A 20,757-nucleotide genomic window follows, 5' to 3' on the forward strand; every position below is an offset into this window, starting at 1 on the left:
GGCCAACCCTTGGCGGGGAGCCGGGCACTGTCTCGGGGTCAGCTCACCGACAACGGGAACTCCCGCATCCCGCGGATGATGAAGGAGCCGCGTCTGCGCACCGGTCCCGCCTGACGCAGCCGGGGCAACCGGCTGATCAGGGCCTGGTAGGCGACCTCCGCCTCGAACTTGGCCAGCGAGGCGCCGAGGCAGTAGTGGATGCCCGCCGAGAACGAGAGCGTGTCGTTGCGGTTGGCGCGGGTGATGTCGAACCGGGCGGGTTCGGTGAAGACCTTCGGGTCCCGGTTGGCCCCGGCGGCCACGATCGCCAGCTCGCCGTCGACCGGCAGGGACACTCCGGCCAGCTCGACCGGCTCGTGCGCGATCCGCCGGTAGGTCTGTACGGGCGGGTCGTGACGCAGGGTCTCGGCGACGACGCCCTCCGCCAGTTCCGGCCGCTCGGCCACCATCCGCCATTGCTCGGGGTGGCGCAGCAGCGCCAGAACGCCGTTGCCGATCAGGTTGACGGTCGTCTCCGTGCCCGCCAGCGGCAGGAACATGCACAGGGGGAGCAGCTCCCCCATGGTCAGTCTGCCCTCGTCGACGAGCGGCAGCATCCGGCTGATCATGTCCTCGCGCGGATCGGCCCGGCGCCGCGCGACGACGCGGGCGAACAGCTCCGTCATCCCGGCGATGGCGGCGTCGACGCCGCGCGCCTTCTCATAGGTGACCACGCCGTCAAGCAGCGGGACGATCTCGCGGCTGAGCAGGTGGAACCGGTCACGGTCCTCGTCCGGGATCCCGACGAGGTCACCGATCACCGCGGTCGGCAGGTGGTGGGCGAAGGCGGTCATCAGGTCGAACCGGTCGCCGGTGGCGAGGATGTCGTCGATCAGCCGGTGGCAGATCTTCTCCGCCCTGCCCCGCCAGCGGTCGGCGACGCGCGGGTTGAACGTCGGCATGGTCATCCTGCGCAACCGGGTGTGGTCGGGCGGGTCGAGGCCGAGCATGGAGTTGTCGAAGTTCATGAACTCCGGGACCTTCTCGCCGTTCGCCTTCCGCACACCGAACCGCTTTTCCCGCAGCACCTGGTTGGCGATCTCGTGGTCCGTGGTGACCCAGGTACCGAGAGGGCTGCGATAGAGCGCGCCGCGCTCCCGGATCTCCTCGTACGCCGGGTAGGGGTTGTCCGGCGCGGTCAGCACCTTCGCATAGGGATCGCCCTGTGCGGCGAGTTTCCGCACCAGGTCATGGAAGAAGCCCATCTGTGCACGAAGTTGCCGTTCGCTCGACTCCACCGACACGCGCTCCTTCGCCTCCCGTAGGTGGGGCCGAGCGTAGGCACGGCCGATCCGGGCCGATACCCCTAACCGCCGCCCCCGCGGCCGGAATAGGGGCCCGGTGTCAACCGTTCGATCGCGGGAAGTTCCACCGTTTGTCCATCGCCAGGTCGATCCGCGGGGCACCGTGCCCACCGGACACTGGTGGAACCCCAGCGAACGGAGACGAACACCGTGCCAGCGATCGTCGTATCGAACCTGCGCATGCAGTACGGCCAGAAGGTCGTCCTGGACGACATCTCGTTCGAGGTCCAGAAGGGCGAGATCTTCGGGATCCTCGGCCCCAACGGGGCCGGGAAGACCACGACCGTCGAGTGCATCGCCGGTCTGCGCAAGCCGAGTGGAGGCGGCATCTCGGTGCTCGGTCTCGACCCCCAGCACGACGCGGTCAAGCTGCGCCACATCCTGGGCATGCAGTTGCAGAAGAGTGAGATGCCGGACAAGCTGCGGGTCGCCGAGGCGATGGAGCTGTACGCCTCCTTCTACGACGACCACGCCGACTGGCGCGAGCTGCTCGCGGAACTGGGTCTTACGGACAAGGCCGACAGCCCGTTCGGCAGCCTTTCGGGCGGTCAGAAGCAGCGGCTTTCGATCGCGCTGGCGCTGGTCGGCAACCCGAAGGTCGCCGTACTGGACGAGCTGACCACCGGCCTCGACCCGGCGGCCCGCCGGGACACCTGGGATCTGATCGAGCAGGTCCGCGACCGTGGCATCACCGTCGTCCTGGTCACGCACTTCATGGAGGAGGCCGAGCGGCTCTGCGACCGGCTGGCCCTCATCGACGGCGGCAGGATCGTCGCGCTGGACTCCCCGGCCGGTCTGGTGGCCGGCGTGGCCGCCGAGCAGAAGGTGCGTTTCCGTCCCACCTCCAGGCTCGACGACGCCCTGCTGACCTCGCTCCCGGAGGTGGTCTCCGTGGAGCGGCACGGCTCGCAGGTGGTGGTCACCGGCACCGGCAACCTGGTGCACGCGGTGACGTCCGTACTGGCGCGCAACCAGATCGTCGCCGCAGACCTGCGGGCCGAACTGGCCAGCCTGGAGGACGCGTTCCTCGCACTGACCGGACGCCGGTTCGACCACCCCGCCTAGGGCCTGTCCGGCGATCAGGGCCGGACAGGCCCTAGCCCGCCCCCTCGAAGCAGAACCCGACCCCTCAGAAGGAGACAACAGTGCGGGCCATGAAGCGACTCACGGTCGTGGAGTTCAAACTCTTCCTGCGCGACCCCGCCGCGTACTTCTGGACGCTGCTCTTCCCGGTCGCCCTCGTGGTGATCATCGGCAGCATCCCGTCGTCCCGCGAGGTCAGCGCGGAGATCGGCCAGCGCGGCATCGACTACTTCACGCCCGTCCTGGTGGTGCTGTCCTTCGCGCTGACCGGCCTGTTCATCACGCCGACCTACCTGGTGAGCTACCGGGAGAAGGGCATCCTGCGCCGGCTCTCGACGACGCCGGTGGGCCCCGCCCGGGTGCTGATCGCCCAGCTCGTGGTCCAGGCCACCGTCGCCGTCGCCACCACCGTGCTTGTGCTCGGGACCGCGGCGCTGCTCTGGGACGTCAAGCTGCCGACCCACCCGGGCGGGTTCCTGCTCGCGTTCCTGCTCTCGGTCACGGCGGTCCTGGCCATCGGGCTCTTCCTGGCCTCGGTGATCAAGACCAGCAAGGCCGCCACCGGTGCGGGCAGCGTGCTCTTCTTCCCGCTGATGTTCTTCGCGGGGCTCTACGTGCCCCGCGAGCAGATGCCCGACGCGGTCAACCGGATCGGGGACTTCACGCCGCTGGGCGCGTCCGTCATGGCGTTCGGCGACGCGGCCAAGGGCGACTGGCCCAGCATGACCGCGGTCCTGGTCCTGGCCGCCTACACGGCGGTCTTCGGTGTCGCGGCCGCTCGTCTCTTCCGCTGGGAATAGGCCAGAAGGTCGTACTCCCGTACGATCGCACACCACGAGGGGGCTGAGATCACCATGAAGAGCGACGAGCCGATCGACCTCCGCCGTTTTCTGACCCCCCTGCCCCTGGCGCTGCTGGGTGTGTCCACCGTGCTCAGCCTCGTACAGCCCGAGGAGGGCACGGCGGACGCACGCGCCGTGGTGCTCCCCCTGGTCGCGGTGACCGCCGTCTGGACCCTCGCCATGTATACGCTGCGCTCCCGGGAGTGGACCGGCCGCACCGGACCGATGCTGACCTATGTGGCGGTCCAGCAGGTCCTGGCCGCGCTGCTGATGGCGCAGCATCCGATCTTCTTCGTGTTCGCCGTGATCGGGTTCGTCCAGGCGTACGACCTGCTCCCGCCGCAGTGGGCTTTCGTCAGCATCGGCGTCACCTCGCTGATGATCAACCTGATCCCCGGCGGAGTGCCGGACACCTCGGGCCGGATCGCGATCGCGGCCGTGTCCGTGTGCCTGCAGACCTTCCTGATCGGCTGGTTCGGCAACCTCTCGCACCGCTTCAACGAACGCAGCGAGCAACGCCGGGAGCTGGTCTCCCAGTTGAAGGCCGTGATCGCGGAGAACAACGGCCTGCACGCCCAGTTGCTCACCCAGGCCCGGGAGGCGGGCATCCAGGACGAGCGGCAGCGCCTGGCCCGGGAGATCCACGACACCATCGCCCAGGAGCTGGCCGGGATCGTGACCCAGCTCCAGGCCGCGGACAAGGCCCGGGAACAGCCCGGCCAGCGCGAGTGGCACCTCGAACAGGCGCGGCTGCTGGCCAAGGAGGGCCTTACGGCGGCCCGCCGGTCGGTGGCCGCGCTCCAGCCGGTGGAGCTGGACGAGGCGCACCTGCCGAGCGCGCTCCACGACCTCGCCCGGCGGTGGTCGTCCCGCCACGGCATCCCGGCGTTCGTCGAGGCGACGGGCGACCCGGTGCCGTTGCTGGCGGAGATCGAGGTGACCCTCTTCCGCGTCGCCCATGAGACGCTCGCCAACGTCGGGAAGCACGCCGGTGCCACTAAGGTCGGGCTGACTCTTTCCTACCTGGAGGACACGGTCATGCTGGACGTTCGCGACGACGGTGTCGGCTTCACCGTGCCCCCTCACGACGAGCCGCCACCGGGAGACGGCGAGGGCGGCTTCGGGCTCCACGGGCTGCGGCAGCGGCTCGACCGAGTGCTTGGGACCCTCGTCATCGAAAGCGCACCGGGCTCGGGCACCGCGATCAACGCGAGCGTGCCCGCGATCCGCCGGGGCGGCGGCGAATGAGCGGACAGCCGGCACCGATCCGGCTACTGATCGTGGACGACCATCCGATCGTCCGCGACGGCCTGCGCGGCGCGTTCACCGGCAGCCCCGAGTTCGAGGTGGTAGGCGAGGCGGGCAACGGCGCGGAGGCCCTCGAACTGGTCGCGGAGCTGGGGCCGGACCTGGTGCTGATGGATCTGCGCATGCCGGTGATGGACGGCGTCAGCGCGATCCAGCGGCTCAGCAAGAGCGCACCCGACGTACGGGTGCTGGTGCTGACCACCTTCGACACCGACAACGACGTGTTGCCGGCGATCGAGGCCGGCGCCACGAGCTACCTACTCAAGGACGCGCCCACGGAGGAACTCCTCCGCTCGGCCAGGGTGGCGGCACGCGGCGAGGCCGTGCTCTCCCCCTCATCACGAGGCGCCTGATGGACCGGGTGCGGCGGCCCAGCAACGGCATCCTGAGCGCACGGGAGCTCGAAGTGCTGCGCCTCGTCGCGCACGGGTCGTCCAACAAGGAAGTGGCGAGCGACCTCTTCATCACCGAGGCCAGTGTCAAGACGCACCTGCTGCGCATCTACGACAAGCTCGGGGTGCGCGACCGGGCGGGCGCGGTCGGCGAGGCGTTCCGGCGCGGTCTGGTGACCTGAGCCGGACGCCCGCCGACCGTACGCCGCACGGCGGCGGGTTCGGGAACCGGGAGGGCGTCAGCTCCCGAGCTCGTCGTCGAGCAGCGCGAAGATGTCGTCCGCCGTCGCGGACTCCAGATCGCTGTCGTCGTGTACGCCGGGCGATCCGTCGGTGTCGCGCAGGCGATCCAGCAGTGTCTCCAGCCTGGCGCGTATCCCGGCGCGTTCCGGGGCGGCCAGCGCGATCAGCTCGGTCTCCATCCGTGTCAGCCGGCCGAGCAGCTCTTCGGCGGGGTCGACGGCGGGCAGCATGCTCTCCCGCAGGTACCGGGCGAGAGCGACGGGGGTGGGGTGGTCGAAGACCAGGGTCGGTGGCAGGCGCAGGCCGGTGGCGGTGTTCAGCCGGTTGCGCAGTTCGACGGAGGTCAGCGAGTCGAATCCCAGGTCCTTGAAGGGCCGGTCGGCCGCTATCGCGTCGGGCGAGCCATGGCCGAGGACGGCCGCGGCGTTCCCGGTGACCAGGTCCAGCAGGGTCGCGTCGCGCTGTGCGTCGGCCATGACGGCCAGCCGTTCGGCCAGGGGCGGGCCGTCGGGACGCCGGTTGTCGGCGGCCCGTCGTGCCGTTCCCTGGACGAGCTCGCGCAGGAGCACGGGCACCGGATGGGCCCCGGACCTCAGGAGGCCGAGGTCGATGTCGACCGGTACGAGATGAGCGCGTCCCACGTCGCGCGAGCGGTCGAACAGGGCGAGCGCGCGAGGAGTGGACAGCGGTGAGCTGAGGTGGCCGGCCCGGGCGTGGTCGACACGTCCGAGGTGGCCGGTGAGGGCGCTGGCCTGTTCCCAGAGTCCCCATGACAAGGACTGACCCGGCAACCCCCGCGCCACGCGATCCACCGCGAACGCGTCCAGGAACGCGTTCGCCGCAGCGTAGTTGGCCTGCCCACCCGAACCGAACGTCCCCGCCACCGACGAGAACATCACGAACATCGACAGATCCAGACCCGCCGTCAACTCATCCAGGTAGACGGCCGCGTCCACCTTCGAACGCAACACCCCCGACAGACGATCCGACGTCAACCCACCGAACACCCCGTCATCCAACACACCCGCCGCATGCACCACACCCGTCAACGGACGCTCAAGACCACCCAACACCGCAGCCAGACCCGAACGATCCGCCGCATCACACGCCACCACCCGAACAACCGCACCCAACTCCTCAAGCCCGGCCACCAGATCGCGCGCGGCCGGGGTCTCCCCACCCCGACGGCTCAGCAACGTCAGATGCCGCACCCCATGCACGGACACCAGATGCCGGGCCACCAGACCACCCAACGTCCCCAGCCCACCCGTGATCAACACCGTGCCACCGGGATCCAACGACAACGGAACCGTCAGTACGTTCTTGCCGACGTGCCGGGCCTGGCTGACGTGCCGGAACGCACTGATCGCGTCACGTATGTCCCATGCGGTGATCGGCAGCATCCGCAGGGCACCCGAGTCGAACAGCGCGATGACCTCGTGGAGGATCCCGCCCATCCGCTCCGGACCAGCCTCGGCCAGGTCGAAGGCCCGGTATCCGGGGCCGGCGGACCGCCGGACGTCGGTCTTGCCCATCTCCAGGAAGCGGCCGCCGTCGGCCAGCAGCCGCAGCGACGCGTCCACGAACTCCCCGGCCAGCGAGTTCAGCACCACGTCCACACCGCGCCCGCCGGTCGCGGCCCGGAACCGGTCCTCGAAGTCGAGGTCACGCGTCGAGGCGATGTGCGCCTGGTCGAGGCCCATACCCCGCAGCGTCTCCCACTTGCCCGCACTGGCGGTGCCGAAGACCTCCAGGCCGAAGTGGCGGGCGAGTTGCACGGCTGCCATGCCGACACCGCCGGCGGCCGCGTGCACCAGTACGGATTCACCGGGGCGCGCGTCGGCCAGGTCGCGCAGTCCGTAGTAGGCGGTCGCGAAGACCAGCGGTACCGACGCCGCCTCCGCGAAGGACCATCCGTCCGGGATCCGGGCCAGCAGCCGTCGGTCGGTGACCGCACGTGCTCCCGCGCCACCGGCGAAGAAGCCGAAGACGCGTTCGCCCGCGACGAGGTCGGTCACCTCCGCGCCGACGTCGAGCACGATGCCCGCGGCCTCGGACCCCATCACGGCCGTCCGGTCCGGGTACATGCCGAGCCCTATCAGCACGTCACGGAAGTTCAGGCCCGCCGACCGGACCGCGACGCGCACCTCCCCGGCCCGCAGGGGCGCGTCGGCGTCCGGTGCGGGCACCAGCGCCACGTCCTCCAGGCCGGCGCCCTCCCCGGTGACGGCCAGCCGCCAGGCGCCCGCCGGTTCCGGCGGGGTCAGCCTGCTGACGGTGGCCTCCCGTACCAGTCGCGGCACCCATACGTCTCCGCCGCGGACCGCGATCTGGGGTTCCTCACCGCCCACAAGAGCGGGCCACCGGGCCCAGGTGTCCGACGCGTCGGCGGACTCGGCGTCCACAAGCACGATCCGGTCCGGGTTCTCCGTCTGCGCCGATCGGATCAGGCCCCATACGGCGGCCCCTGCCGGGGCCGTACCACCGGCCGTCAGGGACGTGCCGGGGGTCGCTCCGCACGTCAGCACCACCAGCCGGGAGTCGGCGAGCCGCTCCTCGGCCAGCCAGGCCCGCACCTCGTCGAGGACACGGCCCGTCACCTCGTGCACGCCTTCGGCGCCGTCGGCCGGGCGTCCCACGGACAGCACGGTCACCGGCGGCGCCGCCCCCTCGTCCAGCGCGGTGATCAGGCTCGCCATGTCGGGCAGCCGGCCCGCCGGGGTGTCGTCGGGGGCGTCGCCGATCACCATCCAGTCGGAGACGTCCCGCTCCTCCGGGCCGGGCGCCGGCGGCAGGGGCCTCCAGTCCACCGCGAAGAGCGCGTCCGACCCGGTGTCCCTCGTGGACCCCAGCGTCTCCGGGGACACCTCGCGCATCACCAGGGACCGGACCGCCGCCACCGGCTCACCCGTGCCGTCGGCCAGGTGCAGCGACACGCCGTCTGCGGTCCGCGTGATCCTCGCCCGCAACCTTGACGCTCCCACCGCCTCGACCCGTACGCCCGTCCATGCGAACGGCAGCGAGGTTCCTCGCCCGACCGCCGCGCCGGACAATCCCACCGCGTGCAACGCCGCGTCCAGGAGGGCCGGATGCAGCCCGAACCCGCCGGCGTCGGCGACGGCCTCGTCGGGCAGGGCGACGTCGGCGTACACGGCCTGGTCGTCCCTCCAGGCCGCCCGCAGGCCCCGGAACACGGGCCCGTAGCCGTATCCGCTGTCGGCCAGCGTGTCGTAGAACCCGTCCAGCGGCACCGGCTCGGCGGCCGGCGGCGGCCAGACCGTCAGGTCGAACCGCTCCGCCGCCGGCTCCTCGGTGAGCAGGCCGGTCGCGTGACACGTCCACGGCGCGTGGCGGCCCGTGCCGGGCCGGGAGTGGATCTCCACCCGGCACGCGCCGCCCTCGCCGGGCGCGGCCACCCGTACCTGCACCTGGACGTCGCCCCGCTCGGGGAGCACCAGCGGGATCCGCACCACGAGCTCGTCCAGGACCGTGCGGCCGACCTCCTCGCCGGCCCGCAGCGCCATCTCGACGAGCGCCGTCCCCGGTACGAGTGTCCGGCCCAGGACGACGTGGTCGGCCAGCCACGGATGCGTGGCGGAGGAGAGCCGCCCGGTCAGCAGCGTGCCGTCGTCCCCCGCCAGGGCCACCGCGGCGCCAAGGAGCGGATGACCCGCGACGGTCTGTCCGAGGGCCGCCGCGTCGCCCGTACCGGGAACCGGCCGCGGCCAGTACCGGTCGCGCTGGAAGGCGTACGTCGGCAGGTCCGCCCGCGGCCCGGCCGGCAGGGCGACCGCCCAGTCCACATCGGCTCCGGCCGCCCACAACCGGCCGAGGCCGTGCCACAGCGCGTCCACGGCGTCCCGGTCCGCCCGCTGGAGGGGGGCGAACACGGCGTCCGGGAGGGACTGTTGGGCCAGGCCGCACAGCACGCCGTCGGGGCCCAGCTCCAGGAACCGGGTCACCCCGTGGCCGGCCAGACAGGTAACGCCGTCGGCGAACCGGACCGCCGCCCTGACCTGGCACACCCAGTAGCCCGCGTCGGACACCAGTCCGGGCCCGGCGATCTCCCCGGTCACGTTGGACAGCAGCGGAATACGCGGCTCCGCGAAGGTCAGTTTCTCCAGGGCGGCCGCGAACTCCGCCAGCATCGGTTCCATCAGCGCCGAGTGGAACGCGTGCGACACCGTCAGCCGGCTCGTCCTGCGGCCCTCGGCCGACCACCGTGCGGCCAGTTCGTCGATGACGTCCATGGCGCCCGACACCACCACCGACGTCGGTCCGTTGACCGCCGCGACATCGGCCCGGCCCGCTGCCGCCTCGGCCGCCTCGGCCTCGGTGGCCTGGACCGCGAGCATCGCACCGCCCTCGGGCAGCGCCTCCATCAGCCGGCCCCGCGCCGCGACCAGGGCGCACGCGTCGGCCAGCGAGAACACGCCCGCCACATGGGCGGCGGCCACCTCGCCGATCGAGTGCCCCAGCAGGAAGTCCGGGGTCACGCCCCACGACTCCACCAGCCGGAACGAGGCCACCTCCAGGGCGAACAGGCCCGCCTGCGCCCAGAGCGTCCGGTCCAGACCGGGACCCTCGAACACCACGTCCCGCACCGGACGGTCGAGGACCAGATCCAGTTCCGCGCACACGGCGTCGAAGGCCCGCGCGAACACCGGGAACGACTCGTACAGTCCACGCCCCATACCGAGCCGCTGCGCGCCCTGGCCGGTGAAGAGGAACGCCGTCCGTCCCTCGGAGGACACGCCGGAGACCACGCCCGCGGCGGGCTCGCCCGCGGCCAGCGCCGCGAGGTCGCGCGCCTGTCCCGCCCGGTCCGCGGCGATGACCACCGCCCGGTGGGGCAGCGCCGTCCGGAGGGACAGCGCACGCGCCACATCGGCCGGCCCGTCGTCGTGCCTCTCCGTCAGATGGCCGCCCAGCCGGGCGGCCTGGGCCCGCAGCGCCGCCGGGGTCTGCCCGGACAGGGGCCACGGCACCGGACCGGGGAGGCTCTCGCCGTCCGGGACCGGCAGCGGATCGCCCTGCTCGATGATGACGTGCGCGTTCGTGCCGCTCATGCCGAACGAGGAGACACCGGTGCGGCGCGGCCGGTCGGTGTCCGGCCACGGCCGGGCGGCGTCCAGCAGCTCGACCGCCCCGGCGGACCAGTCGACGTGGGGGGTGGGCGCGTCCACGTGCAGGGTCGCCGGAAGCACGCCGTGCCGCATCGCCATGACCATCTTGATGATGCCGGCGATCCCGGCGGCCGCCTGGGTGTGCCCGATGTTGGACTTGATCGAACCCAGCCACAGCGGGTCCCCGGAACGCTCCTGCCCGTAGGTGGCAAGCAGCGCCCGCGCCTCGATGGGGTCGCCGAGCCTGGTGCCCGTGCCGTGCGCCTCCACGGCGTCGACGTCGGACGGCTCAAGCCGCGCGTTGGCCAGGGCCTGCCGGATCACCCGCTCCTGCGAGGGACCGTTCGGGGCCGTCAGACCGTTCGACGCGCCGTCCTGGTTGACCGCGCTTCCACGGACCACGCCGAGCACGTGATGTCCGTGCCGTACCGCGTCGGACAGCCGTTCAAGGAGCAGGATCCCGACGCCCTCGCCCCAGCCGGTACCGTCCGCGCCGGCGGCGAACGCCTTGCACCGCCCGTCGGCCGCGAGCCCCAGTTGGCGGCTGAACTCCACGAACGCCGAAGGAGTCGCCATCACGGTCGCGCCGCCGGCCAGGGCCAAAGCGCACTCGCCACGGCGCAGTGCCTCGGCCGCCGAGTGCAGGGCGACCAGGGACGACGAACACGCCGTGTCCACGGTCACGGCCGGGCCCTCAAGGTCGAACACGTAGGCGATCCGGCCGGAGAGCACGGACGCGGCCGTGCCGGTGCCGCGATGTCCCTCGCTGTCGGACGGGCCCGTGAGCAAAGCCGCGTAGTCCTGACCGCTGGTGCCGATGAACACCCCGGTGCTGCTGCCGCGCACCGAGCGCGCGTCCACACCCGCCCGCTCGAACGCCTCCCACACCGTCTCGAGGAGCAGCCGCTGCTGGGGGTCCATCGCCAGCGCCTCGCGCGGGGAGATGGCGAACAGACCGGGGTCGAAGTCCGCGACACCCGGCAGGAATCCGCCGGCCCACGTCGCCGCCCCCGCCGCCTCGCCCGGCGCCGGGCCGAGCGGCGGCCAGCCACGGTCGTCGGGCAGTGCCGAGACGGCGTCGACCTCGTCGGCGACCAGCCGCCACAGCTGTTCCGGTGACTGGACCCCTCCGGGGTAGCGGCAGCTCATCGCGACGATCGCGATCGGCTCGTCGACGGCGGCGGCCTGGATGGTGTCGGCCGCGGACCGGCCGCCGAACAGCTCGTGGCGCAGCTGAAGGGCCAGGGCGCCCGGGGTGGGGTGGTCGAAGACCAGTGTGGCGGACAGCCGCAGGCCGGTCTCGGCGGCCAGGCCGTCGCGCAGTTCCAGTGCGGTGAGCGAGTCGAAGCCGAGGCTCTTAAAGGGCACGTCGGAGGGGACGTCGCCCGCCTCACGATGGCCGAGGACGGCCGCCGCCTGACGCCGGACCAGATCGAGCAGCGTCCGTTCCTGCCTGGACCGCGGCATCCCGGCCAGCCTCCCGGCCAACGGGGACGTGGCGACCGAGGGCTCGGCCGCCGGTGTGGCGAGAGCCCGTACGACCTCGGGCAGGTCCTCGATGAGCGGTCGGCGGCGGGCGGCCGTGAAGGCCAGGGCGAAGCGGTCCCAGCGGACGTCCGCGACGGCCACGCATGTCTCGCCCGCGCCGACGGCCTGCGCGAGCGCCCGCACCGCGAGGGCCGGGTCGAGCAGGCCAAGGCCACGGCGGCGCAGGAAGTCCTCCGACTCGCCCTGGACGGCCATGCCGGCCTCCGCCCAGGGGCCCCACGCGAGGGCGAGCCCGGGCCGGCCCTCGGCCCGGCGCCGGTCGACCAATGCCTCCAGGTGGGCGTTGGCCGCGGCGTAGACGGCCTGGGCACCGCTGCCCCAGGTCGCCGCGATCGACGAGAACACCACGAACAGGTCCAGCGGCAGGTCGGCGGTCAGCGCGTCGAGGTGCGTCGCGCCGTCGGCCTTGCCGCCGAGCACGGAGGCGATCTCCTCGACGGTGGTGTCCACCAACGGCGTCGCCTGGCCGACTCCGGCCGCGTGCACGACCCCGGTCAGCGGGAGGTCGGCCGGGATCCCGTCGAGCACGCCCGCCAGGGCCGCCCGGTCAGCGGCGTCGCAGGCGGCGACCGTCACCCGGGCACCGAGGCCGCTCAACTCGGCCACCAGCGCGTCGACGCCCGGGGCCGCCTCGCCGCGTCGGCCCGTCAGTACGAGATGGGGGGTGCCCAGGCGCGCGAGCCAGCGGGACACCTCGGCGCCGAGCGCGCCCGTTCCGCCGGTCACGAGGACGGTTCCCGAGGGCTGCCAGGCCGTCTCCGGGCCGTCGGGGCGTGGCGCGCGCACCAGGCGACGGACGTACGTGCCCGCCTTCCGGACCGCGACCTGGTCCTCGGTGCCGGTCAGGACGGCCGCCAGCCGGGCGGGCGTCCTGGCGTCGTCGGACGGTGGCAGATCGACCAGTCCACCCCAGCGTTCGGGCACTTCGAGGGCGGCCACCCGGCCGAGCCCCCACAGCTGTGCCCGCACTGGATCGGCGGGCCCGTCGGAACGGCCGGTGGCGACGCCGCCCCGCGTGACCATCCACAACGGAGCCTCGATGCCCGCGTCGCCGAGCGCCTGGATCAGGGCGACCGCCGCCGTGACGGGCTCCGGGTGCCCGTCCAGGCAGGCGACGACGCCGGCTGGCGGGCCCGCGACCTCGCGGAGGCGGCCGGTCAGGGACGTGCGGGTGTCGTCGGCGAGGCTCTCGACGCCGACGACCTCGGCGCCGGCGGCTGTCAGCAGCCGTTCCACATCGCCGTGTTCGGGGGGTGCGACCACCAGCCAGGTGCCGCTGAGCCTCTCGGCGGCGGGCGGATCGGTGAGCGGCTTCCACCGGACCCGGTAGCGCCACGAGTCGATGACGGCCTCGTCGCGGCGGCGTCGCCGGAAGGACGACAGGGCGGGGAGCACGGCGCGGAGCTCCACCGGGTCCGCGTCCACACGCAGAGCCCCGGTCAGCTCGTCCACGTCCTCGCGCTCGACCGCCGCCCAGAACCCGGCCTCGGCCGTACCGTCCTCGCCTCCGGCGGCAGCGAGCGGAGCCGCGGGCCGAGCCCAGAAGGACTGGTGCTGGAAGGCGTACGTCGGCAGGGCGACACGTCCCGGGCTCCGTCCCGCGAACGCCGCGGACCAGTCGATGGCGGCACCGGCCGTCCAGAGCGTCCCGATCGCGGTGCGGAAGGCGCGTACGTCGTCGTGGTGGGCGCGCATCACAGGCGCGAAGGTGCCCTCGGCGTCGGCATGCCGCGCCATGCCGCACAGCACCCCGTCGGGACCCAGCTCGACGAACCGGGTCACGCCCTGTCCGCCCAGACAGGCGACGCCGTCGGCGAACCGGACCGCTTCGCGGACCTGCCGTACCCAGTAGTCCGGGGTGGACATCAGCCCCGGCTCCGCGACCGTGCCGGTCAGGTTCGACACCAGCGGAACCTGGGGCTCCTGGAACGTCAACCCCTCCAGTACGGCGGCGAACTCGGCGAGCATCGGCTCCATCAGCGCGGAGTGGAAGGCGTGCGAGACCGTCAGCCGGTGCGTCTTGCGGCCCTCGGCCGACCACCGGACCGCGAACTCCTCGATCACATCGGCAACACCCGACACCACGACGGACGTGGGGCCGTTGACCGCGGCGATGTCCAACCGGCCCGCGACCGCCCCGACCACCTCGGCCTCGGAAGCCTGCACCGCCAGCATCGCCCCACCGGACGGAAGCGCCTGCATCAGACGACCACGCGCCGCCACCAGCGCACAGGCATCCGCCAGGGACAAGACCCCGGCCACATGCGCCGCCGCGATCTCACCTATGGAATGACCCAGCAGGAAGTCCGGGACCACGTTCCAGGACTCCAGCAGCCGGTACGAAGCCACCTCGACCGCGAACAGGCCCGCCTGCGCCCACACCGTCCGATCGAGATCAGTGCTCTCGAACACCACATCCCTGACCGACCGGCCAAGCCTGACGTCCAACTCCGCGCACACCGCGTCGAACGCCTCCGCGAACACCGGGAACGCCTCATACAGACCCCGGCCCATCCCGACCCGCTGCGCACCCTGGCCCGTGAACAGGAACGCCGTACGGCCCTCCACCACCACACCGGAAACGACGTCCTGGGCGGCCTGTCCCTCGGACAGCGCCTTCAGCCCTTCGTCGAGGGCCGCCGCGGAAGCGCCGACGACGACCGCGCGGTGTTCCAGCGCGGCTCGGTGCACGGCGAGGGCATGTCCCACGGCGAGCAGGTCGGGCTCGTCCTGCAGGAAGGCGCGCAGGCGTTCCGCCTGTCCGCGCAACCCGGCCGCGTCCTTGGCGGACACAGGCCAGAGGACCGCGTCCGGGGTCGTCCCGCCCGCCGTCGGCGTGGGCGCGGTTTCGCCCTGCTCCAGGATCACGTGCGCGTTCGTCCCGCTGATACCGAACGACGACACACCCGCCCGGCGCGGCCGATCCACCTCCGGCCACGGACGCGCCTCGGTCAGCAACTCCACCGCGCCGAGCGCCCAGTTCACGTGCGGAGTCGGCTCGTCCGCGTGGAGGGTGGCGGGCAGCAGGCCGTGGCGCATCGCCATGACCATCTTGATGATGCCGGCGACGCCCGCCGCCGACTGGGTGTGGCCGATGTTCGACTTGATCGAGCCCAGCCAGAGCGGCCGGTCCGCCGGACGGTCCTGCCCGTAGGTCGCGAGCAGCGCCTGCGCCTCGATGGGATCGCCGAGCCTCGTCCCGGTGCCGTGCGCGTCCACGGCGTCCACGTCGCCCGCCGAGAGTCCGGCGGCCGTCAGCGCCTGCCGGATCACCCGCCGTTGGGACGGGCCGTTCGGCGCGGTCAGCCCGTTCGACGCGCCGTCCTGGTTGACCGCGCTCCCACGGACCACCGCGAGCACCTCGTGCCCGTTGCGGTGGGCGTCCGACAGACGTTCCAGCAGCAGCAGTCCGACACCCTCACCCCAGCCGGTGCCGTCCGCGTCGGCGCCGAACGACTTGCACCGCCCGTCCGAGGCGAGGCCCTGCTGCTCGCTGAAAGCGTGAAACACCTCCGCGTTGGTCAGGACCGTCACGCCGCCCGCCAGCGCCAGGGTGCATTCACCCGCGCGCAGTGCCTGTACGGCCAGGTGCAGCGCGACCAGGGACGACGAGCACGCCGTGTCCACCGTGACCGCGGGCCCCTCAAGGCCGAACACGTACGACACGCGGCCGGAGAGGACGCTGGTCGCTCCGCCGACCAGGGCGTACCCCTGGTCGGCGTCGCTCGCGCCGACGCCGTAGCCGGAGGAGGTCGCGCCGACGAACACACCGGTCCGGCTGCCGCGCAGGGTGTCCGGTGCGAGTCCGGCGCGTTCGAGCGTCTCCCAGGTGCCCTCCAGCAGAAGTCGCTGCTGGGGGTCCATCGCCAGAGCCTCGCGCGGCGAGATCCCGAAGAAAGCCGCGTCGAACCGCTCGGCCCCGTCCAGGAAGCCGCCCTGCGCGGCGAGGTCGCTGGCCGCGGGGTCCGCGCCGAGCCCGTCCGCGCTCCAGCCCCGTCCGTCGGGGAACGGCACGATACCGTCGCCGCCCCGTTCGACCAGGCGCCAGAGGTCGTCCGGTGAGGCCACGCCGCCGGGATAGCGGCACGCCATCGACACGATCGCGATGGGTTCGCCGACGGCGGCGATCAGTTCCCGGTTTCGGGCGCGAAGCTGCTCCGTCTCTTTAAGAGAAGCTCGCAGCGCTTCGACGTATTCCTGGGTAGAGGCCATCGCAAGCTCCGTACTGCGGTCATGAATCACGTTCGCCGAGGGCCAGCCTCAGCAGGCTTTCGCCGTCCATCTCGTCGATCGACTCGATGGCGGTCACGGGTACGGCTTCCTCGGCGGCGGGTGTGGACGGCTGTGAGGCGAGCCGCAGCAGCGGCTCCAGCAGGCCGGACTCGCGGAACCGGGACACGGGAATCGTCAGCAGGGCGCGGCGGAGTCGTTCCACCTCGTCGGTGCCGACGACGTCGTCACCGAACAGATCGGCCATGATCTGTTCGGCGAGCGCCCGCGGGGTCGGGTGGTCGAAGATCAGCGTGGCGGGCAGGGGCAGCCCTGTCACCGCGGTCAGCCGGTCGCGCAGTTCGACTGCGGTGAGGGAGTCGAATCCCAGGTCGCGGAAGGCGCGGTCGGCCGCGACCGCGCCGGGTGCGCTGTGGCCGAGGATCAGCGCGGCCTGCTTCCGCACGGTCTCCAGAAGCAGGGCGAGGCCTTCGTCGCCGGGCAGCTCCGCGAGGCGGTCGCGGAGTACGGCACCGTCGTCCGGGTCCGCGGCTCCGGCGCCGGTGAGGGCCTGTCGTACCTCGGGGATGTCCTCGATCAGCGGTTGCGGGTGGTAGGCGGTGAACCCGGGTACGAACGCCGCCCAGTCGACGTCCACCACCGTCACGCAGGTGTCGTCGGCCCGGATCGCGGTGCTCATCGCCTCCAGGGCGAGGTCGGGAGCCATCGCACGCAGGCCCCTGCGCCGGAGGAACTCCTCGGCGCCGGTGCCCTCGGCCATTCCGCCGCCCGCCCACGGGCCCCACGCGATGGAGGTGGCGGTGAGCCCGCGTGCCCGGCGGTCGACTGCGAGCGCGTCCAGGGCGGCGTTCGCCACCGCGTACGCCGACTGCCCGCCGCTGCCCCACACGCCGGCGATGGAGGAGAAGAGGACGAAGAAGTCGAGGGGCGTCTCGCCCAGCAACTCGTCCAGGCAGGCCGCGCCACCGGCCTTGCCGTCCACGACGGCCGCGAAGTCGGCGCGGTCGGTGGTGGCGAGCGGCGTCGGCTCCCCGACTCCGGCCGCGTGCACGACACCGGAAAGGGGGAACTCCACCGGCACGGCGGCGAGAACGCGGGCCATTCCCTCCCGGTCGGCCGCGTCGCAGGCGGCTACCGTCACCCGGGCTCCCAGCGCTTCCAGCTCCGCGACGAGCTCTCCGGTCCCGGGCGCCGACGTGCCCCGGCGGGACACCAGCACCAGGTGCGGCACGCCCTGCCCGGCCAGCCACCGCGCCACGGCCGCGCCCAGCGCGCCCGTGCCTCCGGTCACAAGCAACGAGCCGGTCACGGGGACGGAGGCCAGGCCGAGCGGTCCGGCGGCCGCCGGGACCAGCCGCCGTCCGAAGGTCCCGGTGGCGCGGACGGCGACCTGGGTCTCCCTGCCGGCCAGGGCCTCGGCCATCCGGTCGCCGAGCACGGGACCCGCCGGGCCGGAGACGTCGACGAGCCCGCCCCACAGACCCGGAAGCTCCAGGCCTACCGTTCGGGCCAGACCCCATGTCCGTGCCTGGTCGGGCCGGAGGGGCTCGTCGTCGCGGAGGGTCACGGCGCCGGAGGTGACCCACCAGATCGGCACCGGCCGGTCCAGGGCGGCGACCGCGTCGATCAGGTCCAGTACCGGTCCGTCGGAGAGGTTCTCGGAACGCGGTTCCGTACGCGGTTCCGTAGTGGGTTCCGTTGCCGGTTCCGTGCCCGGCTCCGTACCGAGGAAGGACAGCACCCCGGCCGGTTCGCCGAGCTCGGGCAGGACGTGGGCGAGCTGGTCGATCGTGGCCCGTACGACGGACGCTCCCGCACGCTCGACAGCCGCCAGGCAGGCCTCTGTCACGTCGGACGGTCGTGTGCCGGCGGGCAGCACCGCCAGCCAGGTGCCGGACAGGAGCGGTGGAGCGGCCGCGGGGGGCATCGGCTTCCACACGACTTTGTAGCGCCATGCGTCGGAGCGTCCCCACGCCTGGCTCGAAGGGTGGGAGATGAGGGGCTGCGACCAGTAGTGTTGCCGGTCGAACGCGTACGTGGGCAGGGCGACCCGGCGCCCACCCCAACCGGCGTATACGGCCGACCAGTCCACGTTCGTCCCGGCGGTCCAGAACGCACCGACGGCGGCCAGGGCCGTCCCGGCCTCCTCCCGGTCACGGCGCGTCAGCGGCGCGAACGTGCCCTGGGCACCGGCCTGTCGCGCCATTCCGGAGAGCACCCCGTCGGGCCCCACCTCGACGAACCGGGTCACTCCCTGGCCGATCAGACAGGCGACGCCGTCGGCGTATCGGACCGTCTCGCGGATCTGCCGTACCCAGTATTCCGGGGTCGACATCAGCCCCGGTCCGGCTACCTTCCCGGTCAGGTTCGACACGATCGGGATCCGCGGCTCACCGAACGTCAAGGTCTTCACGATGCTCGCGAACTCGGACAGCATCGGCTCCATCAGCGCCGAGTGGAACGCGTGCGAGACCCGCAGCCGCTGCGTCCTGCGCCCTTCCGAGGTCCAGTCGGCCGCCAGCTCGTCGAGTACGCCGGCGGTCCCCGACACCACGACCGACGTGGGGCCGTTGACCGCGGCGATGTCCAGCCTGCCCGCGACCGCCTCAATCACCTCGGCCTCGGAAGCCTGCACCGCCAGCATCGCCCCACCGGACGGAAGCGCCTGCATCAGACGACCACGCGCCGCCACCAGCGCACAGGCATCCGCCAGGGACAAGACCCCGGCCACATGCGCCGCCGCGATCTCACCTATGGAATGACCCAGCAGGAAGTCCGGGACCACGTTCCAGGACTCCACCAGCCGGTACGAAGCCACCTCGACCGCGAACAGGCCCGCCTGCGCCCACACCGTCCGATCGAGATCAGTGCTCTCGAACACCACATCCCTGACCGACCGGCCAAGCCTGACGTCCAACTCCGCGCACACCGCGTCGAACGCCTCCGCGAACACCGGGAACGCCTCATACAGACCCCGGCCCATCCCGACCCGCTGCGCACCCTGCCCCGTGAACAGGAACGCCGTCCCGCCCTCACCGACCGGATCGCCCGGAGCCAGCGCGTCGAGCGCGGCGATGAACGTTTCGCGGTCTCCGCCGAGCAGGACCGTCCGGTGCTCCATGGCCTGACGGGCGATCAGCCCGCGCCCGATGTCCACGAGGCCCGCGTCCGGCGTGTCGGCCACGAACGCCCGCAGCCTCCGTGCCTGGGCCCGCAGGCCCTCGGGCGTTCTCGCCGACAGCGGCCACGGCACGACGTCCGGAGCACCGGCGGGATCCCGTACGGGTGCGGGCTCGCCCTGCTCGATGATCACGTGCGCGTTGGTGCCGCTCACGCCGAACGACGACACGCCCGCCCGGTGGGGCCGACCGGACTCCGGCCAGGGGCGGGCCTCGGTCAGCAGCTCCACCGCACCCGCCGACCAGTCCACCTGCGGGGTCGGTTGGTCGACGTGCAGCGTGGCCGGAAGCATCCCGTGGCGCATCGCCTGAACCATCTTGATAACGCCGGCGACGCCCGCCGCCGCCTGTGTGTGACCGATGTTGGACTTGACCGACCCGAGCAGCAGCGGACGGTCCTCCGGGCGGCTCCGGGCGTAGGTCGCCATCAGCGCCTGCGCCTCGATGGGGTCGCCCAGCTTCGTGCCGGTGCCGTGCGCCTCCACCGCGTCCACGTCGGACGGCGACAGACCGGCGGCGGCCAGCGCCTCCCGGATCACCCGCTGTTGCGCGGGGCCGTTCGGCGCCGTCAGCCCGCTGGAGGCACCGTCCTGGTTGACCGCGCTCCCCCGCACCACCGCGAGGACCTCGTGCCCGTGCCGCCGTGCGTCCGAGAGGCGCTCCACGAGAAGGACGCCGGCCCCTTCGGCCCAGCCCATGCCGTCGGCGGCCGCGGCGAACGACTTGCACCGGCCGTCCGCGGCCACGACCTGTCGGGCCGACGGCGAGCCGAACACGTCCGGGGCGGCCATGACGGTCACACCACCGGCGAGCGCCAGGTCGCACTCACCGGACCGCAGTGCATGCGCGGCCAGGTGCAGCGCCACGAGCGACGAGGAGCAGGCCGTGTCCACCGTGACCGCGGGGCCTTCGAGGCCGAACACGTAGGACACCCGGCCGGACACGACGCTGCCCGCTGTGGCGGTGCCCATGTAGGCCTCGGCGCCCTCGTCGCCGCCGGGGACGTAGTCGTGGTACATGAGTCCGGCGAACACGCCGGTCCGGCTCCCGCGCAAGGAGTCCGGGTCCAGTCCTGCGTATTCGAAGGCCTCCCAGGAGGCTTCGAGGAACAGCCGCTGCTGCGGGTCCATCGCCACGGCCTCGCGCGGTGAGATGCCGAAGAACGCCGGGTCGAACCAGCCCGCCTCGTGCACGAAGCCGGCCTGTCGGGCGCCGTCGCCCAGTGCGGCGAGGTCCCAGCCCCGGTCGGTCGGGAAGCCCGACTGGCCCTCGCCTCCCGTGGCGACCAGCCGCCACAGCTCCTCCGGGGTGGCGACCCCGCCTGGCAGCCGACACGCCATGCCCACGATGGCGATCGGCTCCCTGGCCCGCTCGCGGGTGTCCCGCAGCTCCTGGCGCGCGTCCTGCAGCGCGGCCGTGGCCTGGCGCAGGTACCTGAGCAGCTCGTCTTCCTTCGTCATGCC

The 20,757-nt window shown here is 72.6% G+C and carries 6 protein-coding genes and 1 pseudogene; 4 read left to right on the forward strand and 3 right to left on the reverse strand.

Annotation, left to right across the window (positions count from 1 at the left end; translation table 11 throughout):
• Positions 1–38: 38 nt before the first annotated feature.
• Positions 39–1,277 carry a cytochrome P450 gene (locus WBG99_RS00205; protein WP_338894323.1) on the reverse strand — a complete coding sequence of 413 codons (1,239 nt, stop codon included), beginning with the start codon at positions 1,275–1,277 and terminating at the stop codon, positions 39–41.
• Between the two features lie 216 nt (positions 1,278–1,493).
• Here WBG99_RS00205 and WBG99_RS00210 point away from each other — a divergent pair, with 216 nt between their 5' ends.
• From WBG99_RS00210 to WBG99_RS00225, 4 genes and pseudogenes are all read left to right on the forward strand, one after another.
• Positions 1,494–2,408 carry an ABC transporter ATP-binding protein gene (locus tag WBG99_RS00210; protein ID WP_338894324.1) on the forward strand — a complete coding sequence of 305 codons (915 nt, stop codon included), beginning with the start codon at positions 1,494–1,496 and terminating at the stop codon, positions 2,406–2,408.
• A gap of 89 nt (positions 2,409–2,497) precedes the next feature.
• Positions 2,498–3,226 (forward strand): ABC transporter permease, encoded by a 729-nt coding sequence (locus WBG99_RS00215; RefSeq protein ID WP_338894325.1) that lies wholly within the window; start codon positions 2,498–2,500, stop codon positions 3,224–3,226.
• 54 nt (positions 3,227–3,280) lie between these two features.
• Positions 3,281–4,516: a sensor histidine kinase gene (locus WBG99_RS00220; protein WP_338894326.1), complete on the forward strand. Its 1,236-nt coding sequence runs from the start codon at positions 3,281–3,283 to the stop codon at positions 4,514–4,516.
• Positions 4,513–5,150: pseudogene (locus WBG99_RS00225) on the forward strand (response regulator transcription factor). Before WBG99_RS00220 ends, WBG99_RS00225 begins: the two are co-directional and overlap by 4 nt.
• A 57-nt stretch (positions 5,151–5,207) precedes the next feature.
• Here WBG99_RS00225 and WBG99_RS00230 read toward each other — a convergent pair.
• Complete coding sequence (locus WBG99_RS00230; RefSeq protein WP_338894327.1) at positions 5,208–16,097, reverse strand: SDR family NAD(P)-dependent oxidoreductase; 10,890 nt, start codon at positions 16,095–16,097, stop codon at positions 5,208–5,210.
• Between the two features lie 19 nt (positions 16,098–16,116).
• Positions 16,117–20,754, reverse strand: a complete 4,638-nt coding sequence (locus WBG99_RS00235) for a type I polyketide synthase (protein ID WP_338894328.1) — start codon at positions 20,752–20,754, stop codon at positions 16,117–16,119.
• Positions 20,755–20,757: the final 3 nt, after the last annotated feature.

It is taken from the genome of Streptomyces sp. TG1A-60, from assembly GCF_037201975.1.
GTDB lineage: Bacteria > Actinomycetota > Actinomycetes > Streptomycetales > Streptomycetaceae > Streptomyces.

What these genes read in the sequence shown, in the direction of transcription:
- WBG99_RS00215 (WP_338894325.1), top strand. Translation starts at nt 2,498, where the DNA reads ATGAAGCGACTCACGGTCGTGGAGTTCAAACTCTTCCTGCGCGACCCC.
- WBG99_RS00220 (WP_338894326.1), top strand. Translation starts at nt 3,281, where the DNA reads ATGAAGAGCGACGAGCCGATCGACCTCCGCCGTTTTCTGACCCCCCTG.
- WBG99_RS00230 (WP_338894327.1), bottom strand. Translation starts at nt 16,097, where the DNA reads ATGGCCTCTACCCAGGAATACGTCGAAGCGCTGCGAGCTTCTCTTAAA.
- WBG99_RS00235 (WP_338894328.1), bottom strand. Translation starts at nt 20,754, where the DNA reads ATGACGAAGGAAGACGAGCTGCTCAGGTACCTGCGCCAGGCCACGGCC.